Source organism: Mediterranea massiliensis, assembly GCF_900128475.1.
GTDB classification, from domain to species: Bacteria; Bacteroidota; Bacteroidia; order Bacteroidales; family Bacteroidaceae; genus Bacteroides; species Bacteroides massiliensis_E.
Map to the genome: position 1 here is coordinate 34,517 of NZ_LT635838.1, position 11,845 is coordinate 46,361.

The window sequence follows — 11,845 nt, forward strand, 5'->3', positions numbered from 1 at the left end:
GAAACTATCAGACGTGTTCTTTAATCAGTCCGGTACGATAGGCTACCAGCAATTTCTTCAAATCCTCAATCTGAGTGCGCAATTCACGTCCCTTATCGGTATCTTTCACCATCATGCGCTGCGAATTGAATTCCACCAGGAAAGTGGTCGACTTGATGTCAAGTCCCTCTTCGATAGCCTTCTGACGACTTTGAAAGGGTTCGTGCTGTACCAGCTGCAGACCGTGCGAATGATATACCAACGTATATCCGGCAATGCCCGTTTCCGGCTGATAGGCTTTGGAAAAGCCGCCATCAATCACCAGCAGTTTTCCTTCGGCCTTGATGGGCTGTTCGCCCTTGATGGTCTTCACAGGCACATGACCGTTGATGATATGGGCATGAGCTTCGGGATCTATGCCAAATTCCCTCAGGATGTTATTGCAGACCTCCACCTCGTTCCTCAACGTATAATAATACCCTTTCGTTTCCTTGTGTAGAGACTTGTCCGCTACAAAATAACGTTCGAACGTAGCCATCTTGTCCTTATCAAAGGACGGGGCATCCGGACCGCACCACAAGTACCACATATAGTCGAGGGCAAAACTCTTTTCCTCCGAACCTTCCTCACCGAAATAGGCAGTACGCACCAACTGATCCACTTTCTTCAGCAGCTTCTCCCCCCAATACTCTTTTCCATTGATCTTCACATGCTTGAAGCTGCCGTCTGCATTCAGAGGCACCGAGGCATGGTAAAGCAAATTACTGTTGCACACCAGATACATGCCACCATAAGTAAAAAGGCAGCGCATGTGTTTCTTTAGTTTTTCACTGTTCATGAAAGAAGCATGGAGTTTCTCCATCAAATCATGCTCCTCGTCTGTCAACCGATAAGGATCAGCCGGATCGATTGTCGGGAAATTGGTATCGAGCAGAGCATATTCCTGCCCTTCATATTGGAAAACTCCCCGCTCAAAATCTATCAGATGCAACAACTTGCGCCCCTGCATACCGAGATCCGGACGACGGTCAATGATGGCAGCTTCCAGCTTCAACTGTATGATGGTAATGGCTTTATGCATCTGGGTAATGAGACGCAACGTCTTTTCATTGTAGCGGGAATCGGAGAAGTTCAGTTTCGGTGCAAAAATCTCACAGGGATCATCTCCATAAATATCCATGGCAAAGGTCGCCAACGGAAGCAGGTTGATGCCGTATCCGTCTTCCAATGTAGCCAAATTGGCATAACGCATGGACATACGAATCACGTTTGCCATACAGGCATCATTTCCCGACGCCGCCCCCATCCAAAGGAGATCATGATTACCCCACTGGATATCGAAGTTGTGATAATCGCAAAGCGTATCCATAATAATATGTGCCCCCGGACCACGGTCATAAATATCACCAACAATATGCAAGGAATCAATGGTAAGACGCTGGATCAGATTACACATAGCTATGATAAAGTCATCGGAACGCTTGGTCGAAATGATGGTACTGATGATGACATTAATATACGCATGCTTATTAGGATCTATAGTAGATTCATGCAACAACTCCTGAATGATATAGGAAAAATCTTTCGGCAAAGCTTTCCTCACTTTGGAACGGGTATATTTGGATGATACGTTCTGACACACCTTAACCAACTGATTCAGCGTAATCAAGTACCAGTCATCAAGATCCTTCTCTTTTTCCTTGATAAGTTGTAATTTCTCTTCCGGATAATAAATCAAGGTACATAGTTCCTTCTTTTCGCTCTCGCGCAACGTATGACCGAAGATTTCATTTACCTTACGTTTCACGGCTCCCGAAGCGTTCTTCAACACATGCTGAAAAGCTTCATACTCCCCGTGCAGGTCAGTCAGAAAGTGTTCTGTCCCTTTCGGAAGATTCAAAATGGCTTCCAAGTTGATAATCTCAGTACTGGCATCAGCTATCGTCGGAAAACTATGAGACAACAACTGCAAATAGCGCAAATCACTGATGATACTTTCAGAAGTAATGTTTCCCATGACTTTATCGTTTTAATACATTCTTTTCTCTATTCTGTCTCAATATATACCCCTATCATCCCAATAGGAACATCAGCAGCACTTGGGCTATGATGACCCGCAGGAACATGCAAAGCGGATAAACCGTAGCATAAGATACGGACGGATTATCCCCCGGGATGGTATCATTGGCATAATTCAATGCCATCGGGTTGGCCATACTACCACACAACATACCTGTCACAGAACCGAAATCCACTTTCATCCATTTAAAAGCCACCACCCCCATGATGAATACAGGCAACAATGTCAGTACAAAACCCACACCAATCCAAAGCAGACCTTCAGGACGGAATACAGTCTCAAAGAAATGAGCTCCTGCATCCAACCCCAGGCAGGCCAGATACAAAGACAACCCCAAAGCACGAAGCATCAGATTAGCACTGCGAGTGGTATAAGTCACCATGTGCAAGCGCGGGCCAAACGTACCTATCAAGATACCGACAATAATGGGACCACCGGCCAATCCCAATTTCACAGGCGCGCTGATACCGGGAATGGAAATGGGAATAGCTCCCAGAATAAGCCCCAATATAATGCCAATGAACACTGCCACAAGGTTGGGCTCCTTCAGACTCTTGATAGCATTACCCAACACCTTTTCCACATTATGTACAGCCGCCGCTTCACCAACAATTGTCAAGCGGTCACCCAACTGCAACGTCAGACCAGCTGTAGCCAAAAGTTGTACGCCGCTTCGATAAACACGCGTAATGTTGATACCATAATGATTGCGCAGGTGGAGGGAACCTAATTTCTTACCGTTCAATTCGGGACGGGTCACCACAATACGCTGGGATATCAATTTGCTGTCAATGGCATCCCAGTCAATATCCTCCTTATTCCAATCCGTATGTTCCTGTTCACCGAAAAGCACCGTCATCGCAGCCGCCTCTTTCTCTGAAGTAATGACCAGCAAGCGGTCACCTTCCATCACGACCTTATCCGATGTTGGAATAATTACCTTTCCATCACGCCACAAACGGGAAATCACAAACTTGGAATGGCTCAGATCCGCAATCTCTTTCACACTTTTGCCAAAGATGCCCGGATTATGCACTTGGAAAGCACCAATATACGTCTTGTTATCATTATCCTTTTCCGATATTTCCAAATCTTTGTCCTTTACCATCAGCTTGCGGATGACAAGGATTGCCAATATGACGCCTATTACTCCCAAGGGATAAGTGACAGCACAACCCAAAGCCGGCGTGCTGGCGTCCATACCCATCTGCTTCAGCGTCTGTTGAGCGGCTCCCAAAGCCGGTGTGTTGGTCGTGGCACCACAAAGAATGCCTGCCATATCGGGCAAGGAAATGCCTGTCAACCAGCAACCTGCCACTGCCATAAAAGTACCAATCAGAACAACTCCGATACCCAGCATATTAAGACGGACACCTTCATCACGAAAAGAACTGAAAAAACCAGGCCCCACCTGCAGTCCCAAAGCATATACAAATATCACCAAGCCAAAACTCTCGGCATAGTTCAGCATCTGAGGGTCTATCTTCAACCCCAAGTGTCCAGCCAATATGCCGGCAAAGAAAACAAAGGTGACACCCAGCGATATGCCTCCTATACGTATTTTACCCAATCCGAGTCCAATGGCACAGATGAGTGATAGTATCACCACCGCCTGCAAAGCCGATGGTTCTATAAACAAATTATACAGCCAGTCCACGGTCAGTTCTTATTTGGAGTTCAAGCTTGATGTTTATTCCTTGCGTTTTTGAACCGCACCCGCAGCACTTCCAGCACGGCCGGCAAAACAGACACGACTATAATAGCCACTACCAGCAACTTCAGGTTTTGTTGTACGAAAGGAAGGTCTCCGAAAAAGTAGCCCGCATAGCAAAACAAGGCTACCCATAGCAAACCGCCCGACACGTTGTAAAGCATGAAATAATAGTAGTGCATTTTGCCCATACCTGCCACAAACGGCGCAAAAGTACGTACAATCGGGACAAAGCGGGCTATAATAATCGTTTTTCCGCCATACTTCTTGTAAAATTCATGCGTTTTATCCAGATGACTCTGCTTAAATATCTTGGATTTAGGATTACTGAACAGTTTTTTTCCGAAAAAATGCCCGATGGCATAATTGCTTGAATCCCCCAGGACGGCCGCAGCAAATACGATGAGTACTAACACGTTGACCTCCAGAGGTATGTCGGGCTGTGCGGCGATAGCCCCCGCCACGAATAGCAAGGAGTCTCCCGGCAGGAAAGGGGTAACCACAAGACCGGTCTCGCAAAAGATAATGAGAAAAAGAATGGCATACGTCCACAAATGATAAGCTTGCACGATATTAATCATGTGCTGGTCAATGTGAAGGATGAAATCGATGATGAAATCCATAACAATGTCACATTTTACAATGAATTCAACCAAAACAGGCGACCGCAGATATTATTGCAGCCGCCTGTTATTCAAAAGTAGTGGATACGAGAATCGAACTCGTGTTCCATGCGTGAGAGGCATGTGTCCTAGCCGCTAGACGAATCCACCCTAAAAAATTTGTACACCCTCAGGGATTCGAACCCTGGACCCACTGATTAAGAGTCAGTTGCTCTACCAACTGAGCTAAGAGTGCATATCACGCTGCGGAAGCTGGGGGATTCGAACCCCCGGTACGGTAACCCGTACGGCAGTTTAGCAAACTGCTGGTTTCAGCCACTCACCCAAACTTCCTTAGTGACCAGCATTCTTTCGAAATGCGCTGCAAAGGTAGGGAAAGTTTTGGACTGTGCAAACCTTTCCAGCATATTTTTTTCGTAGTTTTTTCACCTCAAAACTTAATCTTCTAACATTCAAACCAATAAAGCGTCCACCAAATAAACAAGAAATTGGCTTTTTTTGTTATCTTTGCAGTCCGATGATCAAAATCAGAGAAAAAGATGGATACATTATTGAAAGAGACAGTCAATCTGGCTGTAAATTCCCGATACCCGGGCATGAATTCTGAAGGAAGAAGGCAGATAGAAGGCATTCTGGTCCGACAGGACATCACCAAAGGAGAGATTATTCTCGACGAAGGCCAAATCAGCCACGACATTCTTCTGGTGGGCAAAGGAATGGTACGCCAGTTCTATTATAAGAACGGGAAAGACGTCACCGAACATTTTTCCTACGAAGGATGCATCGTGATGTGCATCGAGAGCCTGCTGAAACAGGAACCTACCCGACTGATGATAGAAGCGCTGGAAGACGGTACGGTCTATCAGCTCAATTATAATAAACTAATGCTGCTGGCCGAGACGTCGTGGGAGGTCAACATGTTCTACCGGAAGATTCTGGAATTCTCCCTCATCACGTCGCAGGTGAAAGCAGACTCCTGGCGGTTCGAGACGGCCCGTGAACGCTACAACAACCTGATGCAGGCACAGCCTGAAGTTATCAAGCGGGCTCCTCTCTCCCACATTGCATCCTATCTGCTCATGACGCCCGAAACACTGAGCCGTGTACGTTCCGGAGTTTTGTAAACAGGCAAAAAGAAAGATGTACCCTTACTTTTGTCGCTTTTTGACGCAAATCAACGGATAAAAGAAGAAAAGGTTATAACTTTGCACCATCAAACAATAGAGAGATTAGTTTTTATAAGAGAGATTAGTTTTAAAAGGGTACAAGAGAAGAAGCAGGCCTTCGCAAAGGGCCTGCTTCTCTTTTTATTGGTTCCGGTATGCCTTGGGAGACATCCCTGCATGTTGTTTGAAATACTTGCCGAAAAAAGACTGGTTGGCAAAATGCAGCTCTTCTGCAATCTCCTGGATGCTGGCGTCCGACGATTTGAGCAGGACCTTGGCTTCCAATACCACCAGGCTGTCTATCCACTCGCCGGCCGTACGCCCACTGACCTTCTTGACTACAGCCGACAAATGTTTGGACGAAAGACACATCTTCCCTGCATAAAATGTCACGCTCCGCTCCTGCTTGCAGTATTCGGACACCAAATGCATGAACTGGCGGAACTGTTCTTCCTGAAGACTCTCGGAATCCTTCACCTGAATATTCCGCTGCAGATAGATGCCGTATATCTCGTAAAAAAGAGAAATCAACAAACCTTGGGCCACCTCCCGCCGAAAAGGATGTCGTTGCTGGCGTACCTTGCTCCGCAGGAATGAATGGTATTGGCAGAACGTCTGCTTTTCTTCCGGAGTAATCCGTATGCAGGGATGGTCCTTGACCAGAAGAGAGACTGGAAACAGCTTCTGAATAGTGGGCAGGATACCTTCCACAAAGTCTTTGGATATGACAATAAAAAGCCCCTCAAAGTCTTCGGTGTAGGAGCCCAACTGGATAATCTGTTCCGGCAGAATGACTCCCAGCATGCCTGCCTCCACTTTGTATTCCTGCAGATTGAGGCACATCGAGCCACGCCCTTTCAGACAGACATACAGACAGAGGACACCCAAACGGCTCGGGTAACCGGAAAAGGGGATATCCCTGATGCTGTCAAATATAGCAAAGTCATTGCCGATGAAGTCTATCATCGGCAAGTGCTGTATCTGCGTCAAGTCTACATGTGGAATCTTACTTTCCATCTCCGAACAACCGTTTGTAGTCGCGACTGGAGGCCGGCCCCGCCCAGTCTTCGGGAATGAAACGCCATTGGTTCAACGAACGGGGCGTAAGGGTCTGCTGCTGCTCGATGTACTGCATCAGGTAGTAGCGCAGGTCCTTGTCCGTAGACGAGAGGATGCGTTTCTCCAGTTCGTCCTGCGGGATGCCGGCTCCGCGGGTCAGCAGTTCTCCGCCGCCGTTGCCGCGATAGGAATTGACAGCCACCTTGTACATCTTTGCCTCATCAAAGGGAGTACCGTCGGCCATACTCACGATGTGTACCTTCTGCCCTTCGGGTTTCGTCACGTCCACCGTATAGATGATGCCTGCCGCCGAATCGAAGTTGTAGCTGGGATTCTGGAAGGCGGCACGGTCGGCAGCCCCCTCGCGGGGACGGTCGCGCAAGAGGAGAAGCGGATCGTCGGCCGAAGTCATGCGGTTGGTCCACAAGGCATACGACATCTCGAGGGCGCCGCGGATTTCCTTGCCGGAAAGGCTCATGACGTAGAGCATGTTTTCGTACTTATAGAGGTTGAACATGTCGCTCACGAAAATGTCGCCCGCCGGTATCTGTGCATCAAAGGACAAGGGTGCGGCCAGCGAGATGTCGGCCCCGCTGATGGCCAGCTGGAGCTGGTGGATGAAGTCCACGAAAGCCGAGGGGCCGAAGTAGGCCGGACGGGTGGAGATGCCTTCGGTGAAGCGGCCTATCCGCTTGGACACGAACTGCTCCACCGTCTTGCGCTGGGGTGCGAAATGGGTCGTGAACTCGGCATCGGGTTCGTAACCGTCCATCCGTACCAGCTCGCCGGAAACGTGCTTGCCGGTCACGCGGCCATCGCTCAACGCCAATGTCACGTCCACGGCTGCCACCACAGAAGCGTTGTTGGCCGGGTTGATGATGAGCACGGAGTCACCCTCTACGTTCACCACCTTTTCGCAGGCCAAGGCATGGTCGTGGCCCATCATCACCACGTCGAAACCGGGCACACGGCGGGCCACGTCGGCCGAAGCGTTCTCGTTATACTTGCCGTTCATCACGTAGGCATTACGTCCCGAGTGGAAGATGCCCACCACCACGTCGGGCTGCTCCCGCTCGCGGATGACCTGCATCCAGCGGCGGGCCGTCTCCTCCATGTCGTCGAAGCGCAGGCCGCGCCACAGGTTCTCCGACAGCCAGGCGGGAATGGCGGGCGTTATCAGGCCCAGCACAGCCACCTTCACTCCGCCGCGCTGCAGCACGACGTAAGGCTTGAAGTGGGGCTGCCCCGTGGCCGCATCCACGATGTTGGCACCGAGGATGGGGAAACGGCAGTCCGACGCCCAACGGTCGAACACCGTGCGGCCCGTCTCCACGTCGTGGTTGCCCATGTTGCCTGCGTCGTAACCCATGAAGTTCATCATGTCGGCACACAGGTGCACGGACATCGTGTCCATATAATTATAGTAATAGGCCGTGGGCTGTCCCTGCAGGATGTCGCCGTTGTCCAGCAGCACCAGCCGGTCGCCATACGCCCGGCGTTCCTGCCGTACGTACGAACAGACGCGCGAGAGGCTGCCCGCCGCGTCGCGGCCCACAATGAAGTCGTAAGGATAATAATTGCCGTGCACGTCGCTCGTCTGCACCAGCTTCAGTTTCACCTCCCGCTGCTCCTGCGCCCACATCGGGAAGGCCAGCAGCAGGCACATCAGGAACAAGATGTTCTTTTTTCTCATAGTTACAACGTTTTGGGATAAATAATGTCCGGAGGAAACCGGGCCAACCAGTCACCTTTGCCTGCCTTCCCCGTCACCTCAGGCAGGAATCATGTTACTTGATTCGTATAATCTCGTTACTTGATTCATACAATCCTGTTACTTGATTCCGGCCTGAGGTGACGGGGAAAGCTATCCAAGGTAGGGACTGAGGCACACTAAGCCCTGCCACCTCCTCCACTCAACGCGGCAAAGATAGTGAAAGGCGAGAGGAGAAGCAAATGAAAATGAAAATGAAAATTTCAATTTGATTCTTCCGAGCCGCATCCTAATCTTATGAAAAGATAGCGAAAGATATTAAAAGACAAGGGCAGGGACAAAACGAAAAACAAAGTTTTTTGATTTGGTTATGCCGAGCCGTATCCTATCTGAAACAAAAGTACTATCTTTGACCCGATTTTATTCCTAAAAGAAAATCCCTGATATGAACGACCTGTTTCCCCACCTGATAGCCGCACCGCTCGCCCTGACAGACAAGCAGGTGCGCCAGACCCTTGTCCTGCTGGACGACGGGGCCACCATTCCCTTCATCAGCCGCTACCGCAAGGAGGCTACCGGCGGACTGGACGAGGTGCAGATAGAAAACATCCGCGACCGCTACGAGAAGCTGAAGGAAACCGAACGGCGCAAGGAAACCATCCTGACCACCATCGAGGCACAGGGCAAGCTGACCGACGCGCTGAAGCACCGCATTGCGGACACCTGGGACAACACCGAGCTGGAAGACCTTTACCTGCCCTACCGCCCCAAGCGAAAGACCCGCGCCGAAGCCGCCCGCCAGAAGGGACTCGAGCCGCTGGCCACCCTGCTGCTGCTCCAGAAGGACCCTGCTCCCGACCGACGGGCACAGAGTTACGTCAAGGGCGACGTGAAGAGCGTGGAAGAAGCCCTGAAGGGCGCCTGCGACATCATTGCCGAACAGGTGAGCGAGGACGAACGCTCGCGGCAGACCGTCCGCACAACCTTCGACCGCCGTGCCGTCATCACCGCCCGCGTGGTGAAGGGCAAGGAAGCCGAAGCGGCCAACTACCGCGACTACTTCAACGTATCCGACCCGCTGAAGCGTTGCAGCTCCCACCGCCTGCTGGCCATGCGCCGTGCCGAGGCCGAAGGCGTGCTCAAGGTGAGCATCGCCCCCGATGAGGACGACACCTGCCTGGAGCGCCTCGAACGCCAGTACGTGCGGGGCAACAATTCCTGCAGCCGCTACGTGGCCGACGCTGTGCAGGATGCCTACAAACGCCTGCTGAAACCCTCCATCGAAACCGAGTTTGCCGCCAGCAGCAAGGAGCGGGCCGACGACGAGGCCATCCGCGTCTTTGCCGCCAACCTGCGCCAGCTGCTCCTGGCCTCCCCGCTGGGACAGAAGCGTGTCATGGGCATCGACCCCGGCTTCCGCACGGGCTGCAAGGTGGTGTGCCTCGACGCGCAGGGCAACCTGCTCCACAACGAGAACATCTACCCCCACCCGCCCGTCAGCAAACCCAAGGAAGCGGCACAGAAGATACAGAAGATGGTGGAGGCCTACCGCATCGAGGCCATGGCCATCGGCAACGGTACCGCCAGCCGCGAGACGGAAGACTTCCTGAAGCACCTGCGCTTCGACCGCGACATGCAGATATTCGTCGTCAGCGAGCAGGGTGCTTCCATCTACTCGGCCTCCAAGCTGGCCCGCGAAGAGTTTCCCGACTATGACGTCACCGTCCGCGGTGCAGTCTCCATTGCCCGCCGACTCATGGACCCGCTGGCCGAGCTGGTAAAGATAGACCCGAAGTCCATCGGCGTAGGACAATACCAGCACGACGTGGACCAGACAAAGCTGAAGAAATCGCTCGACCAGACGGTGGAAAGTTGTGTGAACCTGGTGGGTGTCAACCTGAACACGGCCAGCAGCCATCTGCTGACCTACATATCGGGCCTCGGACCGCAACTGGCGCAGAACATCGTCAGCTACCGTGCCGAACACGGCCCCTTCGCCTCGCGCCGCGACCTGCTGAAGGTGCCCCGCATGGGCGCCAAGGCCTTCGAACAGTGCGCCGGCTTCCTGCGCATCCCCGATGCCAAGAACCCGTTGGACAACACGGCCGTCCACCCCGAAAGCTACGGCATCGTGGAGCAAATGGCCAAGGACCTGGGCTGCACCGTCCATGAACTGATAGCCGACAAGCAGCTGCGCCTGCGCATCCGGCCCGAGCGTTACCTGACGGACACCGTCGGCATGCCTACCCTCAAGGACATCCTTCAGGAACTGGACAAGCCCGGACGCGACCCGCGAGGCCCCATCAAGGTGTTCGAGTTCGACCCGAACGTCCGCACGCTGGACGACCTGCACGAAGGCATGGAGCTGCCCGGCATCGTGGGCAACATCACCAACTTCGGCGCCTTCGTGGACATCGGCATCAAGGAGAACGGCCTGATACACCTCTCTCAACTGGCCGACCGCTACGTGACCGACCCCAACGAAGTGGTGTCCATCCACCAGCACGTCCGGGTACGTGTGCTGGGCATCGACACGGAACGCAAGCGCATCCAGCTGACCCTGCGCGGCGTATCGCAGGAAGGACTCTAAGCCTCCTTCCTGCCGCGCCGTTCGTAATAGCCGACAATGGCCAGCGTCCCCACAACAAGCAGCACCGTGCAGAGCAGCGAACCTTCGAAGCCGAAGCTGCCGCCCGTCAGCAGGTCGCTGCCCGTCAGACGGAGGGTAAGCAACGATTGGCCACTGTCTGTCCCGCTGACCTCATAGCCCAGCACAGACCCCTGCAGCCAGTTCCAGAACCAGTGCAGCACAATGGGGAAGCACAAATTACGTGTATACAGAAAAGAAGCACCCAGCAGACAGCCTGCCAGCAGAATGTTGACAAACGGCAGAAGAGCGAAATTGGGATTGAACAGATGCATGGCCGAAAAGAGGGCCGACGACAAGAAAAGAGCCACGAAACGGTTCATACCTTCCGAAAGCATCCTTCCCAGCACGAAACCACGAAGCATCACCTCTTCCGAAACGGCTACCAGCAGGAAGAGCAGCAACCATCCCAGCAAATCACAGGGTATCCATTGGATGCCTGTCACCTCGACAGCCCCCGTCAGGAGCGACACGCCAAACCCGACGGCATACAGCAGCACCGCCACACCAAGGCCCGCCAACAGGTCCTTCCCCCGCCCCTTCAGCGACAAGCCCAGCGACGACAGGGGCAGGTTACGCCAGCGCAATATCAAGACCGCCGCACTCAGATAGCCCACCAGCATAAACAGACTCTCACACGCATGGGAGAGCAAGCCGTCCTCCGGCATCTCTGCTGCCGCCAACTTATATCCCAAGAAGAGAAACATACCCAGAAACATCAGGATAAATGTCCCTATCACATAAAACAGCAGAATATCCGCCACCAATCGGCCGGTCTTCTTCCAGAAAGTTTTGTTTCCTATCTCCATACCTTATTATATATTATCTAAAATCACTGAACACGGCTGCAAAAATACAAATAAAAGAAA

Annotated in this window: 8 protein-coding genes and 3 tRNA genes; 2 read left to right on the forward strand and 9 right to left on the reverse strand. The window is 52.1% G+C overall.

Translation table 11 applies throughout. From position 1 onward, the window contains the following. Positions 1-7: 7 nt before the first annotated feature. The 6 genes from BQ7483_RS10155 to BQ7483_RS10180 form a co-directional block, all read right to left on the reverse strand. On the reverse strand, positions 8-1,996 hold the full coding sequence (locus BQ7483_RS10155; protein WP_022020654.1) for a fructose-bisphosphatase class III: 1,989 nt from the start codon (positions 1,994-1,996) through the stop codon (positions 8-10). Positions 1,997-2,051: 55 nt separating this feature from the next. Further along, positions 2,052-3,716 (reverse strand): putative transporter, encoded by a 1,665-nt coding sequence (locus BQ7483_RS10160; RefSeq protein ID WP_072545823.1) that lies wholly within the window; start codon positions 3,714-3,716, stop codon positions 2,052-2,054. Between the two features lie 20 nt (positions 3,717-3,736). Beyond that, on the reverse strand, positions 3,737-4,393 hold the full coding sequence (locus tag BQ7483_RS10165; protein WP_022020652.1) for a DedA family protein: 657 nt from the start codon (positions 4,391-4,393) through the stop codon (positions 3,737-3,739). A gap of 78 nt (positions 4,394-4,471) precedes the next feature. Next, positions 4,472-4,543, reverse strand: a tRNA-Glu gene (locus BQ7483_RS10170). A gap of 12 nt (positions 4,544-4,555) precedes the next feature. Continuing rightward, positions 4,556-4,628 (reverse strand) — tRNA-Lys (locus tag BQ7483_RS10175). 11 nt (positions 4,629-4,639) lie between these two features. Then, positions 4,640-4,726, reverse strand: a tRNA-Ser gene (locus BQ7483_RS10180). A gap of 206 nt (positions 4,727-4,932) precedes the next feature. Between BQ7483_RS10180 and BQ7483_RS10185 the strand changes: the two genes are divergently transcribed. Then, positions 4,933-5,517: a Crp/Fnr family transcriptional regulator gene (locus tag BQ7483_RS10185; protein ID WP_022020651.1), complete on the forward strand. Its 585-nt coding sequence runs from the start codon at positions 4,933-4,935 to the stop codon at positions 5,515-5,517. Positions 5,518-5,700: 183 nt separating this feature from the next. Here the strand turns inward: BQ7483_RS10185 and BQ7483_RS10190 are convergent, their stop codons facing one another. Further along, positions 5,701-6,576, reverse strand: a complete 876-nt coding sequence (locus BQ7483_RS10190; RefSeq protein WP_022020650.1) for a helix-turn-helix domain-containing protein — start codon at positions 6,574-6,576, stop codon at positions 5,701-5,703. Continuing rightward, positions 6,566-8,311, reverse strand: a complete 1,746-nt coding sequence (locus BQ7483_RS10195) for a bifunctional metallophosphatase/5'-nucleotidase (RefSeq protein ID WP_072545824.1) — start codon at positions 8,309-8,311, stop codon at positions 6,566-6,568. Before BQ7483_RS10195 ends, BQ7483_RS10190 begins: the two co-directional genes overlap by 11 nt. 463 nt (positions 8,312-8,774) lie before the next feature. Here BQ7483_RS10195 and BQ7483_RS10200 point away from each other — a divergent pair, with 463 nt between their 5' ends. Further along, a complete protein-coding gene (locus BQ7483_RS10200) occupies positions 8,775-10,919 on the forward strand; it encodes a Tex family protein (RefSeq protein WP_072545825.1) in 2,145 nt (714 codons plus the stop codon). Here BQ7483_RS10200 and BQ7483_RS10205 read toward each other — a convergent pair. After that, positions 10,916-11,785 (reverse strand): CPBP family intramembrane glutamic endopeptidase, encoded by an 870-nt coding sequence (locus BQ7483_RS10205; protein ID WP_072545826.1) that lies wholly within the window; start codon positions 11,783-11,785, stop codon positions 10,916-10,918. The two genes, BQ7483_RS10200 and BQ7483_RS10205, sit on opposite strands and share 4 nt — an antisense overlap. Positions 11,786-11,845: the final 60 nt, after the last annotated feature.

Bases quoted from the DNA above. Each gene is read 5' to 3' on its own strand.
- BQ7483_RS10200 (WP_072545825.1), top strand. From the start codon at position 8,775: ATGAACGACCTGTTTCCCCACCTGATAGCCGCACCGCTCGCCCTGACA.
- BQ7483_RS10165 (WP_022020652.1), bottom strand. From the start codon at position 4,393: ATGGATTTCATCATCGATTTCATCCTTCACATTGACCAGCACATGATT.
- BQ7483_RS10155 (WP_022020654.1), bottom strand. From the start codon at position 1,996: ATGGGAAACATTACTTCTGAAAGTATCATCAGTGATTTGCGCTATTTG.
- BQ7483_RS10190 (WP_022020650.1), bottom strand. From the start codon at position 6,576: ATGGAAAGTAAGATTCCACATGTAGACTTGACGCAGATACAGCACTTG.
- BQ7483_RS10185 (WP_022020651.1), top strand. From the start codon at position 4,933: ATGGATACATTATTGAAAGAGACAGTCAATCTGGCTGTAAATTCCCGA.
- BQ7483_RS10205 (WP_072545826.1), bottom strand. From the start codon at position 11,785: ATGGAGATAGGAAACAAAACTTTCTGGAAGAAGACCGGCCGATTGGTG.
- BQ7483_RS10195 (WP_072545824.1), bottom strand. From the start codon at position 8,311: ATGAGAAAAAAGAACATCTTGTTCCTGATGTGCCTGCTGCTGGCCTTC.